Annotated in this window: 13 protein-coding genes; 6 read left to right on the forward strand and 7 right to left on the reverse strand. The window is 60.1% G+C overall.

Annotated features, from left to right (window positions below; all coding sequences use genetic code 11):
* Positions 1 to 35 precede the first annotated feature (35 nt).
* From lon to cmoB, 5 genes are all read left to right on the forward strand, one after another.
* Positions 36 to 2450, forward strand: a complete 2415-nt coding sequence (gene lon, locus D8U82_RS18590) for an endopeptidase La (protein ID WP_024014191.1) — start codon at positions 36 to 38, stop codon at positions 2448 to 2450.
* A gap of 169 nt (positions 2451 to 2619) precedes the next feature.
* Complete coding sequence (locus tag D8U82_RS18595) at positions 2620 to 3624, forward strand: hypothetical protein (protein ID WP_130902709.1); 1005 nt, start codon at positions 2620 to 2622, stop codon at positions 3622 to 3624.
* A 297-nt stretch (positions 3625 to 3921) separates the two neighbouring features.
* On the forward strand, positions 3922 to 4314 hold the full coding sequence (locus D8U82_RS18600) for a protease inhibitor I42 family protein (RefSeq protein WP_024014192.1): 393 nt from the start codon (positions 3922 to 3924) through the stop codon (positions 4312 to 4314).
* A gap of 208 nt (positions 4315 to 4522) precedes the next feature.
* Positions 4523 to 5266, forward strand: a complete 744-nt coding sequence (cmoA, locus tag D8U82_RS18605; RefSeq protein WP_016773355.1) for a carboxy-S-adenosyl-L-methionine synthase CmoA — start codon at positions 4523 to 4525, stop codon at positions 5264 to 5266.
* Positions 5263 to 6219 carry a tRNA 5-methoxyuridine(34)/uridine 5-oxyacetic acid(34) synthase CmoB gene (gene cmoB / locus D8U82_RS18610; RefSeq protein WP_016773354.1) on the forward strand — a complete coding sequence of 319 codons (957 nt, stop codon included), beginning with the start codon at positions 5263 to 5265 and terminating at the stop codon, positions 6217 to 6219. The genes cmoA and cmoB overlap by 4 nt, the downstream gene beginning before the upstream one ends.
* A gap of 167 nt (positions 6220 to 6386) precedes the next feature.
* On the opposite strand, the gene tadA is transcribed toward cmoB, so the two are convergent.
* The 7 genes from tadA to treP all read right to left on the reverse strand — a co-directional run bounded on the left by tadA (position 6387) and on the right by treP (position 15695).
* Positions 6387 to 6887 carry a tRNA adenosine(34) deaminase TadA gene (gene tadA / locus D8U82_RS18615; RefSeq protein ID WP_016773353.1) on the reverse strand — a complete coding sequence of 167 codons (501 nt, stop codon included), beginning with the start codon at positions 6885 to 6887 and terminating at the stop codon, positions 6387 to 6389.
* Complete coding sequence (locus tag D8U82_RS18620) at positions 6887 to 8263, reverse strand: multicopper oxidase family protein (protein ID WP_024014196.1); 1377 nt, start codon at positions 8261 to 8263, stop codon at positions 6887 to 6889. Before D8U82_RS18620 ends, tadA begins: the two co-directional genes overlap by 1 nt.
* A 118-nt stretch (positions 8264 to 8381) precedes the next feature.
* Positions 8382 to 8672, reverse strand: coding sequence for a PTS transporter subunit EIIB (locus tag D8U82_RS18625; RefSeq protein WP_130888246.1), 291 nt, complete (start codon positions 8670 to 8672; stop codon positions 8382 to 8384).
* 2 nt (positions 8673 to 8674) lie between these two features.
* Positions 8675 to 11203, reverse strand: coding sequence for a phosphoenolpyruvate--protein phosphotransferase (ptsP, locus tag D8U82_RS18630; protein ID WP_130902710.1), 2529 nt, complete (start codon positions 11201 to 11203; stop codon positions 8675 to 8677).
* Between the two features lie 50 nt (positions 11204 to 11253).
* Positions 11254 to 12477 (reverse strand): carbohydrate porin, encoded by a 1224-nt coding sequence (locus tag D8U82_RS18635; protein WP_130902711.1) that lies wholly within the window; start codon positions 12475 to 12477, stop codon positions 11254 to 11256.
* A gap of 107 nt (positions 12478 to 12584) precedes the next feature.
* Entirely contained in the window at positions 12585 to 14231 is a 1647-nt protein-coding gene (gene treC, locus D8U82_RS18640) for an alpha,alpha-phosphotrehalase (RefSeq protein WP_125917650.1), read from the reverse strand.
* A gap of 21 nt (positions 14232 to 14252) precedes the next feature.
* A complete protein-coding gene (treP, locus tag D8U82_RS18645; RefSeq protein ID WP_041479919.1) occupies positions 14253 to 15695 on the reverse strand; it encodes a PTS system trehalose-specific EIIBC component in 1443 nt (480 codons plus the stop codon).
* 235 nt (positions 15696 to 15930) lie between these two features.
* On the opposite strand from treP, the gene treR reads away from it, so the two are divergent.
* Complete coding sequence (gene treR, locus D8U82_RS18650) at positions 15931 to 16635, forward strand: trehalose operon repressor (protein WP_016773346.1); 705 nt, start codon at positions 15931 to 15933, stop codon at positions 16633 to 16635.

Below are 16635 nucleotides of genomic sequence, written 5' to 3' on the forward strand. Positions count from 1 at the left end.
ATCTAAGACCCCATACCCCATTGCGCAGGTGCCCCATGACCGACCAGCAAGATCGCCCGGACAATCACGACGATTACGAAACCGACCACATCGAACACACCTCCTCCGGCACCGGCCTGGCACTGCCCGGGCAAAACCTGCCGGACAAGGTCTACATCATCCCGATCCACAACCGTCCGTTCTTCCCGGCCCAGGTCCTGCCGGTCATCGTCAATGAAGAGCCGTGGGCCGAAACCCTCGAACTGGTCAGCAAATCCGAACACCACTCCCTGGCCCTGTTCTTCATGGACACGCCCCAGGAAGACCCGCGCCATTTCGACACCGGCGCCCTCCCCGAATACGGCACGCTGGTCAAGGTTCACCACGCCAGCCGCGAAAACGGCAAACTGCAATTTGTCGCCCAGGGCCTGAGCCGTGTGCGCATCAAGACTTGGCTCAAGCACCATCGCCCGCCGTACCTGGTCGAAGTCGAATACCCGCACCAGCCCACCGAGCCGACCGACGAGGTCAAGGCCTATGGCATGGCGCTGATCAATGCGATCAAGGAGCTGCTGCCGCTCAACCCGCTGTACAGCGAAGAGCTGAAGAACTACCTCAACCGCTTCAGCCCCAACGATCCGTCGCCGCTGACCGACTTCGCCGCCGCCCTGACCTCCGCCACCGGCCCCGAGCTGCAAGAAGTGCTCGACTGCGTGCCGATGCTCAAGCGCATGGAAAAAGTCCTGCCGATGCTGCGCAAGGAAGTCGAAGTCGCGCGTCTGCAGAAAGAGATTTCCGCCGAAGTTAACCGCAAGATCGGCGAGCATCAGCGGGAGTTCTTCCTCAAGGAGCAACTCAAGGTCATTCAGCAGGAACTCGGCCTGACCAAGGACGACCGCAGCGCCGACCTCGAACAGTTCCAGCAACGCCTCGAAGGCAAAACCCTGCCGGCGCAGGTGCAGAAGCGCCTCGAGGAAGAAACCCACAAACTGTCGATCCTCGAAACCGGCTCGCCGGAATACGCCGTCACGCGTAATTATCTGGACTGGGCAACATCGGTGCCGTGGGGCGTGTACGGCGAGGACAAACTCGACCTCAAGCACGCACGCAAAATCCTCGACAAGCATCACGCCGGTCTGGACGACATCAAGGATCGCATCCTCGAATTCCTCGCCGTCGGTGCGTACAAAGGCGAAATCAGCGGCTCGATCGTGCTGCTGGTCGGCCCACCAGGCGTGGGTAAGACCAGCGTTGGCAAATCCATCGCCGAATCCCTCGGCCGGCCGTTCTACCGCTTCAGCGTCGGCGGCATGCGCGATGAAGCCGAGATCAAGGGCCACCGCCGCACCTACATCGGCGCGCAACCGGGCAAACTGGTGCAGGCGTTGAAAGACGTCGAAGTGATGAACCCGGTGATCATGCTCGACGAGATCGACAAGATGGGCCAGAGCTACCAGGGCGACCCGGCCTCGGCGCTGCTGGAAACTCTCGATCCTGAGCAGAACGTCGAATTCCTCGACCACTACCTCGACCTGCGCATGGATCTGTCGAAGGTGCTGTTCGTCTGCACCGCCAACACCCTCGACTCGATCCCCGGCCCGTTGCTGGACCGGATGGAAGTGATTCGCCTGTCCGGCTACATCACCGAAGAAAAAGTCGCCATCGCCAAGCGTCACCTGTGGCCGAAACTGCTGGAAAAGGCCGGCGTATCAAAAGGCAGCCTGAGCATCAGCGACACCGCGCTCAAAGCCCTGATCGACGGCTATGCCCGTGAAGCCGGTGTGCGGCAGCTGGAAAAGCAGATGGGCAAACTGGTGCGCAAAGCGGTGATGAAGCTGATCGACGATCCGAAAGCGGTGATCAAACTCGGCCCGAAAGACCTCGAAGCCTCGCTGGGCCATCCTGTATTCCGCAATGAGCAAGTGCTGTCCGGCACCGGCGTGATTACCGGTCTGGCCTGGACCAGCATGGGCGGCGCGACCTTGCCGATCGAAGCCACGCGGATTCATACCTTGAATCGTGGCTTCAAGCTCACAGGGCAACTCGGCGATGTAATGAAGGAATCGGCGGAGATCGCCTACAGCTACGTCAGCTCGCACCTCAAGCAGTTTGGTGGAGACGCGAAGTTCTTCGACGAAGCCTTCGTCCACCTGCACGTACCCGAAGGCGCGACGCCAAAGGACGGCCCGAGCGCCGGCGTAACCATGGCCAGCGCCCTGCTATCCCTCGCGCGTAATCAGCCACCGAAAAAAGGCGTGGCGATGACCGGCGAACTGACCCTGACCGGGCATGTACTGCCGATCGGCGGCGTGCGCGAGAAAGTGATCGCAGCGCGGCGGCAGAAGATTTTCGAATTGATTCTGCCGGAGCCGAACCGGGGTAACTTTGAGGAATTGCCGGATTACCTGAAGGAAGGGATTACCGTGCACTTTGCCAAGCGGTTTGCGGATGTGGCGAAAGTCTTGTTCTAACGCGAGTGTAAGTGCTGCGGGCCGTACCGCAGCGCTTATATGAATCTGCTGTTAAAACCAGTCATATCCAAGCATAGGAATCTAAAGTACTGTCAACTCTGACAGTACTTTTTTTCATGCGCACTACCCACACTGATTGTTCTATTTGTCGTCTACTCGTGAGTACCTGATGAACAATCACAACGCGCCTCATACCCGCTACATGCATAACCTTTGCGGACGCTTCGAAGCTTCATTCACCAGACCCGGCGATCCAGGCGAAGCACGCTATCCCTATCACTCGCAGACAGTGCACAACCGAATGGCCAGATCCCTTGAGTATCTGAACTTTGATAGCAACTCGGGCACGCAGCCATTACCCACGACAACCAGCGACCATCGAAGCATAGGCATTACGCTTAAATCAGAGATCGCATCGGGCACCTACGTATTTCCGCGGGACGCTTCAGTGGTCCAGGTAACCTATGGGGAATTTCAAAACTCCGACACCAATTTCAACTTCGTGGTTCACAAGGCGACCAAGGCTGAACTTGAGTTGAGCATTACTGAAGACGGGCGCCGTTACTCTGGTGAGCTCCGATTCGAAGTGCTGATCAACGGAGAAATCCTTGAAATCACGTCGCGCTTTGACGTTCTAGTGACCTTCAACAGCAGTCCGACAGTTTCAAGCAGCATGCAGTCTAAAAGAACTCCAGCAAGCACGAGATTGCAAAACCTGACCGGAGAATTCAACGCGACGTTTCCTGTTTCTGCGGAACCGGGCGAAACGTCATTTGCACGAGCTCCATTTCACTCTTCGGGCCTAAACTACACTGATGCATTTTTTCTGGAAGACATTAACTTCAACACCCAAAGCGGAACAGTTTACCCGGACACTTATATAACCAGTGATGCGCGCTCATTTTCAGTTCACTTGAAGAAAGAAATCACTTCTGGAACCTATCACTATCCAAGTGTGGGCAGCCCATTTACGCTGTTGCAATATAGCGAAATGCGCTACGTGGGCGATAGATATATAAATTGGAGCCTGGACATACTTGAAGCAACGCTTGAACTGGAAGTTACCGATGAACGTCGCTACCGCGCGAAGGCCTTGTTGGTAAAAGCCAAAACACCTAACGGCTCGATTTTGAACATCAACGCAGATTTCGATATTTACCTGGCCAAGGATTGACTGAGGCAACTCCATATCTTCATCAGCAGAGACAGGCGATACCGTGCGTTTCGTTAAGAAGCTTGCGGACGTGAAGGTTCTCTTCTGATGATCATTGCTATACCTCCTTCGCAAGCAGGCTCGCTCCCACACGGTGATGCAGTGAACACAAAATCTGTCGACACTGCTGATCACTGTGGGAGCGAGCCTGCTCGCGAAGGCGTGAGCTCTTGCAACACCACTCTCCCTGACTGTCACACTTTGTCTCATCTTCAGTTATGCTCGCCGCTCGTCGTAACTGCCGGAGCTGCTGACCTTATGTCCCCCACTCGCCTGTTTCTCCCCCTCGCCCTTTCCTTGCTGGCGGCCTGCGCCACGCAACCGAAACACAACGTGACTGTGGAAAAACAAAGCGAATGCCCCGTGCGGCTCAACGTCGGGCAAAACCTGATCATCAGCCTGCCAAGCAACCCGACCACCGGCTATCGCTGGGCGATTCAGGATTCAGCTGGCGGCGTGTTGCGCGCCCTCAGCCCCGAGGTTTACAGCAATCCGGAAGATGCCGGCGTGGTGGGCGCAGCGGGGGTCTCGACCTGGCGCTTCCAGGCCTTCGCGGCCGGCACCGGGCGCTTGCGCCTGACCTCGCAACAGCCGTGGGCTCCGGAAGTGCTGCCGGTGGAAACCTTTGACTGCGCTATTTCGGTGAACTGACGGCGGGAAACCGCGCTGGCCTCTTCGCGAGCAGCCTCGCTCCCACAGGACACCGCGATCCCCTGTGGGAGCGAGCCTGCTCGCGAAAGCCATATCCCTGACGGCGAGAAATTACACCCGTCTCGGTGCTTTATCAGACAACCCAAGCATCCCCGCGCCACTTTGGCTAAAATGCCGGCCTTTTCCACCGACACCGCCGGACGCCGCCGTGAGCAAAGAACCCGATCGCCTATTCGCCCAGCCTTTGGCCCAGGTGCCTGACTTCGCCTTCAATGAAGACGTGGTGCGGGTGTTCCCGGACATGATCAAGCGCTCGGTGCCGGGTTACCCGACCATCGTCGAAAACCTCGGCGTGCTCGCGGCGCAGTTCGCCCAGCCGAACAGCGTGCTCTACGACCTCGGCTCGTCGCTCGGCGCAGTCACGCAAGCCCTGCGCCGTCATGTGCGCACCGACGGTTGCCGGGTGATCGCTGTGGATAACTCGGCGGCGATGGTCGAGCGTTGCCGGGAATACCTCAACGGTCAGGATTCGATGTTTCAGGAATTGCTGCCAGTCGAGGTGATCGAGGGCGATATCCTCGCGCTGGAGTTTCAACCGGCCTCGGTGGTGGCGCTGAACTTCACCCTGCAATTCATCGCCCCGGACCAGCGCACCGCGTTGCTCTCGCGCATTCGCCAATCGTTGTTGCCCGGCGGCGCGCTGATTCTCTCGGAGAAGCTGCGCTTCAACGATGCCGAAGAGCACGCGCTGCTCACCGATCTGCACGTGGCGTTCAAACGCGCCAACGGCTACAGCGAACTGGAAATCGCCCAGAAGCGCAGCGCCATCGAAAACGTCATGAAGCCCGACAGCCTCGAAGAACACCGCGAACGCCTGCTGGCCGCCGGGTTCTCGAAAGTCGTGCCGTGGTTCCAGTGTCTTAACTTTGCCTCGTTGATTGCCTTGCCATGATTGATCTGTCTCCCCTCGCCCGCCGTCTGGCCGGTACTCCGCTGGCCGAATGGGCCAACACCCTGCAAGCGCAACTCGACAAGAAAATGGAGAAAGGCCACGGCGATCTGGAGCGCTGGCAAAGTGCGCTGGACGCCTTGCCGAAGATCCAGCCAAGCGAAATCGACCTGCTCAACGGCCTGAAACTCGACACCGATTGCGACGACGACACCCGCGCACAGATGCGCACCGCGCTGATGGGCCTCTCGCCATGGCGCAAAGGGCCGTTCGATCTGTTCGGTGTGCATGTCGACACCGAATGGCGCTCGGACTGGAAGTGGTCGCGGGTCTCCCCACACCTCGACCTGAAGGGCAAACGCATTCTCGATGTCGGCTGCGGCAACGGCTACTACATGTGGCGCATGCTCGGCGCCGGTGCCGACAGCGTGATCGGGGTCGACCCGAACTGGCTGTTCTTCTGCCAGTTCCAGGCCGTGCAACGTTACCTGTCCGAGCCGAATGCCTGGCACCTGCCGTTCCCGTTCGAAGACCTGCCGCCGAATCTGGAAGGCTTTGACACGGTTTTTTCCATGGGCGTCTTCTATCACCGTCGCTCGCCAATCGAGCATTTGCTGGCGCTGAAGGATTGCCTGGTCAAGGGTGGGGAACTGGTGCTGGAAACCCTGGTGGTCGAAGGCGACAAGCACCAAGTGCTGGTGCCGGAAGATCGCTACGCGCAGATGCGCAACGTGTGGTTTTTGCCGTCGGTGCCGGCGCTGGAATTGTGGCTGCGCAGAGCCGGATTCAGCGATATTCGTTGTGTGGATGTCAGTACCACGACGGTGGAAGAACAACGCGGGACGGAGTGGATGAAGTATCAGTCGCTGAGTGATTTTCTGGATCCTGAGGATCACAGCAAAACCATTGAAGGGCTGCCGGCACCGATGCGTGCGGTTATCGTCGCCAGGAAGTAAGCGTATTTTCCCATGACCGCGGTGGGCCTACCCCCTCACCCCAGCCCTCTCCCCAGGGAGAGGGAGCTGATTATTGAGCTTTTCAAAACTTGCGTCCGACTCGGTATTTCAGGTCGGCGGATTTGGTCCATCCAACTCGGTCGGTCCCCTCTCCCTCTGGGAGAGGGTTAGGGTGAGGGGCTTTTGGTGCGTCTGGCGCGGAAAAACTCGGTCAGCACCGCACCACATTCTTCAGCCAGCACCCCGCCCTCATACAACACCCGGTGATTCAAAAAGCCCTGGGTAAAAAACTGTCCCTGACTCTGCACAATCCCGGCCTTGGGTTCCAGCGCGCCATACACCACCCGCGCCACTCGCGAATGCACGATCAGCCCGGCGCACATGCTGCACGGTTCCAGCGTCACATACAGCGTGCTGCCCGGCAGGCGATAGTTATCCACCGCCTGCGCGGCGGCGCGGATCGCGACCATTTCCGCATGGGCACTCGGGTCGCTGGTGCTGATTGGGCAATTGAAGCCGCGACCGATGATCGCGCCATCCTGCACCAGCACCGCGCCCACCGGCACCTCACCGAGGGCGGCGCCCTGTGCGGCGAGGGTCAGGGCTTCGCGCATGAAGTCGCGGTCGCGGCTGCGGTCGATGATCGCCGCCGGGCGGATCTGGCGCATCATTTCACCTCGATCGCGGCCATCAGGCCGGTTTCCATGTGGTCGATGACATGGCAGTGGAACATCCATACCCCCGGGTTATCTGCCACCAGCGCCACTTGCGCACGCTCGTTCTTGCCCAGCAGATAGGTGTCGGTGAAATACGGAATGACTTTGTGCCGGTTCGACGCGATCACCTTGAAGCTCATGCCGTGCAGGTGGATCGGGTGCTGGTACTGGGTCATGTTCTTCAATTCGAAAATATAGCTCTGACCCAGTTTCAGGCTGGCAATCGGTCGGTCAGCACAGGTCTTGTCGGTGATGTCCCAGGCCTTGCCGTTGATCTGCCACAGGCTCGGCGGTTTGCCGTTTTCGGTGTTCACCGAGACCGAGCCGACCCATTCGAAATTGAAGTTGAGTTTCTCCGCATTGGCCAGATCCGGCTCGGCCACCGGGTTGGCCGGCAGGGCTTTCGGCCAGTCCGTCGGCGCGTCGGTGTTGGCGACTGAACGTAGCGTGCCCAGACGCACCGGGCCGTTACGCAGCGACAACTCTTCACCCGCCGCCGGCGCCTTGATCGCCAGGCAAATGCGCATGCCGGGGCCGAGCCAGTATTCCTTGCCCAACGGGCGGGGCTCGACCGGGTTGCCATCGAGTGCGTAGATCTTCGCTTCGACACCGGGGATGTTGATGCGATAGGTCAGGGTGTTGTCGAGGTTAAGCAGACGCACCCGGGTGATCTGCCCGGCCGGCAGATCAATCACCGGCAACGGCACACCATTGATCGTCGACAGGCGCCCGGCGGTACCGCCACGGGCCGCTTCGCGGGGGATGCTGAACTCGACGAACTGGCCTTGCTCGTCAATGTGCCAGTTCTTCAGGCTCAGGGTTTTCTCATACTTGAACCCGGTCGGCTCGCGTTCTTCGATGATCAGCGGCCCGACCAGCCCGCGCCCCAGTTCCTCGCTGCTGCTGACATGCGGGTGATACCAGTAGCTGCCGGCGTCCGGCACGCGGAATTTGTAGTCGAAGTATTCGCCCGGCAATACCGGCAGTTGCGACACATAAGGCACGCCGTCCATTTCCAGCGGCAGGCGGATGCCGTGCCAGTGGATGGTGGTCGCCACCGGCAGGTGATTGATGAAACGCACCCGCAGCCATTCACCCTGGCGTACACGCAACTCGGTGCCCGGCGCCGACGGGCCGAACGCCCAGGCTTCGGTCTTGTGCCCCGGCACCAGCTCGACGTCGAGCGGCGCGGCGATCAGTTCATAGTCGTGGCCGGCCTCGGCGTCGGCCATCTTGCCCAGCCAGTAACGCGACGCGCCTCCCGCGCCCACGCCAACGACAACAAGACCGGCCAGGCCACCGAGGATTTGGCGACGGGTAAAGGACATGAACTCAACTACCTCACGTATCAGCGACGGACCCCGAGGGATCCGCAAAAAGGCGAATACGATACACCCGCAGTTGAGAAACAGTAAGGGCGACCTGCGGCCGCACGTCTTTTCTGCCTTATGCGCGCAGCCCGATAATCAGGTGCAGCACACCGCCCTCAAGGCACATGACGCCCGACACACCGGCCATACTCAACGCCTGACGGTCGACACAGGCCGCGTCGTGCAGCGTGACGCGCACCCGGGTCAGCGCCAGCGGTTGCTGCGACTTGAGGTTATCCACACCGCCCAGCGCGGCGACGATCTCGGCGTTCAAGCCGGCAACCGCATCGGCGGTAATGTTTGCCTCATCCGGTACCAGATCCGGCGTCAGTGCTTTCCAGAATGCCTGCTGCAATTTGTCGAACATGTTCAATTCTCCATAACCGGTGAGGCATCGACTTTCGCCCCATGAAACTGCTGCAAGGCTGCGCGCACGTCGGCGGCGCTTTCCAGGTTCGAAACCTGTTCGGCGATGATTCGACAGTCGGCCAGATCCACTTCGCGGACCGCCGACTTGATCGCCGGAATCAACGGCACGCTCACCGACAGCTCATCCACACCCAGCCCCAGCAGCAGCGGCACGGCAAGGCGTTCAGACGCCATCGCACCGCAGACGCCGACCCATTTGCCGTGGGCATGCGCAGCCTTCACCGTCATCGCGATCAGGCGCAGCACCGAAGGGTGAAAGCTGTCCGCCTGACTGGCCAGACGCGGATGATCGCGGTCCATGGCCAGGGTGTATTGAGTGAGGTCGTTGGTGCCGATGGAGAAAAAGTCCACGTGCGGCGCCAGCACATCGGCCATCAGCGCAGCGGCAGGCACTTCGATCATGATTCCCAGCTTTGGCAGATGCGCCAGGCCCAGCACGCGCGCTTCTTGCTCGAGAATCTGCCGCGCCAGACGCAGTTCGGCCAAATTCGTGACCATCGGCAACATGATGTGCAAACGCGTCAGCTCACAGCAGGCGAGGATTGCGCGGAACTGCTCACGCAACAGTTGCGGTCGCTCAAGGCACAGGCGAATGCCGCGCAAACCAAGGAAGGGATTGGTTTCGCTGTCCATCGGCACGTAGGCCAGCGGTTTGTCGCCACCGACATCGAGGGTGCGCACCACCAGATTGTGTGCCGGCCCGATGGTGCGCGCGATGGCGCTATAAGTGGCCACCTGTTCGTCATGGCTCGGCGCTTGCTGGCGGCCGAGGTAGAGAAACTCCGAACGCAGCAGCCCCACACCATTGGCGCCCAGCTCCATGGCCTGGGCGGTTTCTTCCTGCGAGGCAACGTTGGCGGTGACTTCGATGTGCTGACCGTCACGGGTACAAGCCGCCTCGCTGGCCTGCGCCAGTTCCTGCTGATGACGCTGGCGCTGACGCTCATGCCGCGTGCGCAATTGATCGATGGACTCGGCGTCCGGGTGCAACTGCAATTCGCCTTTGTCGGCATCGAGCAGCACCCGCGTGCCGTTGCCGAGCCCGAGCATTTGCAATGGCATGCCACAGATCGCCGGCAAGCCACAGGCTCGCGCGAGGATCGCGACATGGCTGGTGGCGCCGCCGCCAACGGTGGCAAACCCGAGCACCTTGCGCGTATCGAGCCCGGCGGTCTGGGAAGGGGTCAGCTGATCGGCGATCAGAATGGTGTCGTCCGGCAACTCCAGCGTCTGCTCGTGAACACCGAGGATCAGCTTCAGCACGCGCTTGCCGACATCATCCAGATCCGCCGCGCGCTCAGCCAGCAAGGCATTGCCCAGCGAGCGAAACATCGCCGCCGTTGCATCGGTGCTGGTCTTCCAGGCAAACGCCGCGCTGTTGCCCGCGTCGATCAGCGCCCGGGCCTGATCCAGCAGACTCGGGTCGGCGAGCAGTTCCTGATGCGCCTTGAAGATCTCCGCTTGCGCCTGGCCGCTGGCGGTGTCGCGCAGATGTTGCAGGGCCATGTCGGCTTCGATCAGGGCCTGGCTCAACGCCTCCAGTTCAACTGGCGGCTCGGCGCCGAACTCGTTGATCAGAAGCGACGCTTCGACGATCTGCATGACTTGTCCCAACGCCGAACCGGGCGAGGCGCAGACACCACGCAGGATGTTCGGCATTTCTGCTGCATCGGCTTCGACCGGTGCGGGCGCTGTCACCGCTTCGCCGCAGCCTTCGCTCAGCAAGCGTGTCAGCGCTGCGACCGCTACTTCGGCATCTTCACCTTCGGCGCTGACTTGCACGCTGTCGCCATGGGCCGTCTGCAACGCCATGATTGCCACCAGGGATTTGCCGTTGGCTTGCGCGTGCAGCTTGTGCAGATGAATGGTCGCTGAAAATGCTTTGGCCGCCTGGGCAAATACTGCCGCCGGCCGCGCGTGCAGACCATTGGGATTGGGCAGATGGATCGGCTGCGAGAACACCGCGTCGCCCGGCACCGGCGCTGGATGTTCGCCGACGGCTGCGCCGACCACGACGTCCAGCACTGGCTGGCCCACCTCGACCAACCCGGTTGAGCCAACGAGTGAATCGAACGGCTCGCCGCTGACCACCAGCATCAAGGTCAACAAACTGCGCGCGTGCAGGGCAATGTAGTCAGCATCGAAGTCGATCAGCGCCTGCCCTGCTTCGACCCGCTGCCCCGCTTCAACGCGGCGGGTGAATCCTTCGCCGGCGAGATTCACCGTGTCCAGGCCGATATGCATCAACACCTGAACACCCGCGTCACTGGTGATGGTGAGCGCGTGCCCGCTGGCCTGCACGTCGCTGACCACACCGGCCAACGGTGCGCAGAGCGTTGACGAAGTCGGGTCGATGCACAAACCGTCGCCGATGATCCGCCCGGAAAACACCGGGTCGGGCACCTGGTCCAGCGCCATCAGCACGCCGGATAAAGGAGCCAGCAGCTGCAATTGTTGGGGTGTGGCCATGACATCACCTGAGCTTGTATTCATTGAATGAGCGGTCGCAGCCGCCTTGCTTATTTCCACCAGTATTCAACCTGCAAACCGACATTGGCGCCGTGCCGCGCGTTGCCGAAGGCGCCCGTATCGGACAGTGCCGAGCCTTTGGCCAACAGGTTGGCGGCACGCTTGGCTGCCTGGTTCCAGCTGGCATAGGTGTAATACAGACGTACTTCGGGCCGCGCCCAGAATTCCGGGCCTTTCGGTGACCAGGTCGGCGCGAAGGTGAACTTGCTCAGCTTGCGCGTGCCGTCCGCCGCCTCGACCTGATCGTGCCCCAGTTCGGTCACCAGTTTGAACTGCTCGCTCAGCGCATAGGCCGGGCGCACGCCGAGTGACAGCCAGTTCTGGTCGGCGCCGCCCTGACGAATATCCTTTTGATACACCGCCTGCACTTGCCCGCCAAAACGCGGCGTCAGTTGCCAGTCGAAGAACTCGACGATGCGATAGCTCTTGTTGCGGTCATCAAGCCTGACGTTACCGGTATAGCCCAATCCGGTGCCCGGCCCTTCACCGTATTGCAGCGCAAGTTTGTTCTTGCCACCGAGAAAGTCCTGCTGCACGTGCTGAGTGGTAATCGCCCAGCCACGGTGGGCATCGCGGCTGTCGGGCTTGTCGATGTAACTCAGGCCGAACTCCAGTTCACCGCCCGGGTTACTGTTGAAACCGCCGACATTGAAGTCGTGGCGGTTGATGTAATCCTTTTGGTAAAGGTTGTCCTTGCGCGAAAAGGCGTAGCTGTATTTCAGGCCGCCGAGCAACACGTCTTCAATGCCTGCCCCGGTGGCGCTCTGGTTCCAGTAATAGAAATCGGAAATATGGATGTCGTTACGTTTGTAGTAACGCCGCCCTGCCCACAGCGAGCCGCCGTTGAGCGCGGGCATCGCCGACCATTGCGCATACGCCTGCGGCAAACGAATCGAGCCGTTGTCCTCCTTGAACGTCAGGCTGCGGTCGTAGCGGTTATACAGCGAGGCCATGCCGTCGACGCTCAGCACCGAGCCGTCGTCGAGGGTGTACAGATCCTGGCGCAGCTCGAGCTCACCGTACTGCTCGCACTCGTTACCGAGGCGATATTTGGTCTGCGCGCCGGGCAACTGGAAACACGACTGGCTGCTGCTGTTGACCGATGTACCAACCCCGCTGCGCAGATAGCCGCCGAACTCCAGCGCATGTGATGACGTAGGCATCGCCAGACAAATCCCCGCGATTGCCAGACTGTAATTTATGGTTGCTCTCATATATGCCACCCGTTGTTTTTATTGTGTGGTTGCAGGAATTCAGCGCGCACAAATCCCCCGCGCAGCGTTCTGCGTGTTTTTTCAAAGGTTGTTATTCAGTTAAAAAATCAGGGGTCGGTCAGGTGCAGCACGAAGGATTCGTAAGGTCGCAACTGCAGCAAACGCGAGCGTTGCGGGCAGTCCGGGTAGTTGCTGATCAACAGGCGCTGCTCCTGGGCTTCGTCGATCAGTGCCGGTAGCTCGACCTCACAGGCAGTCCCATAGAAGTTGTTCACCACTAACAGGCGTTCGCCCGTCCCCTCGCGCAGGTACGCCCAGACCTGTGGATGCTCCGGCAACAACTGGCGATAGATGCCATCGGAGATCAACGCTTCAGTGCGGCGTAAAGCGATCAGGCGCCGATAGTGATGCAGCACCGATTCCGGGTCGTGCAGTTGATGCGCGACATTGATCTGTGCGGCATTGGCCGGCACGCCAATCCATGGTTCGCTGCGCGTGAAGCCGGCGTTGTGCCCGGCGTGCCAGTGCATCGGCGTTCGCCCGTTGTCGCGGGACTTCTGCATGATCGCCGCCATGTTGTCGAGGTCGCTGGTGCCGGCTTCACGCTTGAGGCGAAAGATATTCAGGGTTTCGACGTCACGGTATTGCTCGATGCTCTCGAACCCCGGATTGGTCATTCCCAATTCTTCGCCCTGATAAACGAAGGGCGTGCCCTGCAGAAAGTGCAGCGCAGTGCCGAGCATCTTCGCCGACAGCTCGCGGTATTCGCCGTCATTGCCGAACCGCGAGACCACGCGTGGCTGATCGTGGTTACACCAGAACAGCGCATTCCAGCCGCCGCCCGCCTGCATGCCGGTCTGCCAGTCGGAGAGAATCTGCTTGAGCTGGAGGAAATCGAAATCGGCGCGCACCCACTTCTGCAGATTCGGGTAATCGACCTTCAGGTGATGAAAGTTGAAGGTCATCGACAGTTCTTTCGACTGCGGATTGGAGTAGCGGATGCAGTGTTCGAGGCGGGTCGAGGACATCTCGCCGACGTTGATCAGCTCATGCCCTTCGAAGACTTCGCGGTGCATTTGCTGCAAGTACGCATGCACGTTAGGCCCATCGGTGTAGAAGCGCCGACCGTCGCTGTCGTCCTCGGGGAAGTCCGCCGGTTTCGAGATCAGATTGATCACGTCCAGACGAAAGCCACCGACGCCTTTGTCGCGCCAGAAACGCATCATCTTGAACACTTCGTCGCGGACCTTGGGGTTGTCCCAATTGAGGTCGGCCTGGGTGTGGTCGAACAGGTGCAGATAGTACTGGCCGGTCTGCGCTTCGTACTCCCAGGCCGAGCCGCCGAATTTGGATTCCCAGTTGTTCGGCTGGTCGCGCCAGATATAAAAGTCGCGGTAAGGATTGTCGAGGCTGCTGCGCGCCTGCTGGAACCAGACGTGCTCGATCGAGGTGTGGTTGACCACGATGTCGAGCATCAGCTTGATCCCGCGCTTGCCCGCTTCGGCAATCAGCAGCTCACAGTCGGCCATGCTGCCGTAACTCGGATCGACCGCGTAGTAGTCGCTGATGTCGTAGCCGTTATCGCGCTGCGGCGAGCGCAGGAACGGCGTGATCCACAGGTAATCGACTCCCAGCCATTGCAGATAATCGAGCTTGGCGACGATGCCGAGCAGATCGCCAGTGGCGTTGCCCGCATGGCTGTGAAAGCTCTTCGGGTAGATCTGGTAGATCACCGAACGTTGCCAGTCTTGCATGGCGCGACTCCTTTATTGATTTCAGGCAACCCGGTAACCCGGACGGACGATCTTCATGCTCAGCACGCAGGTCAGGGCAAACGGCACGAGCATGGCGATCAGCATCCCGATGACGAACATCGGGATGAACTGCGGAATGATCGAGATGAAACCGGGCAAGCCACCGACGCCGATGGCCGAGGCCTGGATCTTGTTCAGTGAGAGGAACATGCAACCCAGCGCCGAACCGGCCAGCGCGGCGTAGAACGGAAACTTGTAGCGCAGGTTGACGCCGAACATCGCCGGCTCGGTGATGCCGAAATACGCAGAAATCGCCGAGGTCGAGGCCATGCTCTTGTCCCGCGCATTGCGCGTCATCCAGAACACCGCCAATGCCGCACTGCCCTGCGCCAGATTGGACATGACAATCATCGGCCAGATGAACGTGCCGCCCTGGCTCGAAATCAATTGCAGGTCCACGGCGAGGAACATGTGGTGCATGCCGGTGATCACCAGCGGCGCATACAACAGGCCGAAAATCAGACCGCCCACCAGCGGCGCCAGATCGAACAGCATCACCAGCCCTTCGGTGATGTAGATGCCGATATGCCGGGTCACCGGACCGATGATCGCCAACGCCAGCACGCCAGTGACAACGATGGTGGTGATCGGCACCACCAGCAACTGCACCGCGTTGGGCACGCGTGCGCGCAGCCATTTTTCGATCACGCTCATTACGTACGCCGCCAGCAGGATCGGCAGGATCTGCCCCTGGTAACCGACCTTTTCCACCTGAAACAGACCGAGGATGTCGAAGTACGGCAGTTGCTGCCCATCCAGCCCGGCCACGGCCTTGCCGTAATTCCAGGCGTTGAGCAGGTCTGGGTGCACCAGCATCAGACCGAGGACAATGCCGAGGATTTCGCTGCCGCCGAAACGCTTGGCCGCCGACCAGCCGACCAGCGCCGGAAGGAACACGAATGAGGTGTTGGCCATCAGATTGATCAGGCTCCACAACCCGTCGAGGTTGGGATAGGCATCGAGCAGGGTCTGGCCCTCGATGAACATGCCCTTGGCGCCGAGCAGGTTGTTGATGCCCATCAACAGGCCGGCAATGATCAGCGCCGGCAGGATCGGCATGAACACATCGGAAAACACCCGCACCAGCCGCTGCATGGCGTTGATCTTCTCGGCGCTTTTCTGTTTAACGTCGGCGATGGTCGACGCCGCAAGGCCTGTCTGCTGGCGCAGTTCGGCATAAACCTTTTCAACATCACCCGGGCCGATGACCACTTGGTACAACCCGCCGGTGAAGAACGAACCCTTGACCAGATCGACGCCATTGAGCGCGGCCACATTCACCAGCGCGGGGTTCTTCAGCGCCAGGCGCAAACGCGTGACGCAATGCGCCGCCTGCTCGATGTTGTCACGGCCACCGAGGCTTTCCAGCAGCTCCTTGGCGATGTTCGGATAGTCATGGCTCATGCTTGTTCTTCCGTCGTGGATTGTTGTTATTGGCAGCACGCCGAAACGAAAAATACTCGTCTGTACGAGTTAATGCAACAACTCGTCTGTACGAGTTTGCATCCGTGGATGAACGTCAGAAAAACGCGGATTCTTCCTACTCTGACCTAAGATGTTTTCCTTCGTCCGCATGGACAAACCCCTACCCTGCCCTTAAGGTTCGGGGTTTTGAGCACCGTCGGCACAGAGTCCAGCCATGAGCAAATACAACCAGATCTACAGCGATTTGCTTGCCAGTATCACCACCCAGCGCCTGGAGCGCGGCGCCCGGCTGCCTTCCGAAACCGAACTGATGGACACCTATCAGGCCAGCCGTGGCACGGTGCGCAAGGCCATCGACCAGTTGCAGGAGCGCGGTTTCGCTCAGAAGATTCACGGCAAAGGCGCGTTCGTGCTGTCGACCAACCCGATCGAATTCCAGCTCGGCGGCATCGTCAGCTTCCAGGAGACCCACCCGCGACTGGGCAACGACGTCAGCACCGAAGTGGTCGAGATGTGTCAGGTGCCGCTTGAAGGTGCATTGCTTGAACATATCAATGCCGAACCCGGCAGCCCGATCACCCGGATCAAGCGGGTACGGCGCATCGACGGCAAACGCGTCATCCTCGACATCAACCACTTCGTCAGCGACGTGATCCCCGACCTGTCAGCAGACATTGCCGAACATTCGATCTACGCCCACATCGAACAGACCCTGCAACTGCAGATCGCCTACGCCCAGCGCACCATCGAAGCCGTACCGTCCAGCAAGGACGACCAACAACACCTGGACCTCGACGGCCAGAGCCATGTCATCGTGGTCAGCAACCAGACCTTCCTGCAGGACGGCCGCCAGTTCGAATACACCGAATCGCGGCATACGCTGGACAAGTTCTATTTTTCGGATGTGGCGCGGCGCTGA

Origin of the sequence: Pseudomonas sp. Sample_23, assembly GCF_004307595.1 — a bacterium.
Classification (GTDB): domain Bacteria; phylum Pseudomonadota; class Gammaproteobacteria; order Pseudomonadales; family Pseudomonadaceae; genus Aquipseudomonas; species Aquipseudomonas atacamensis.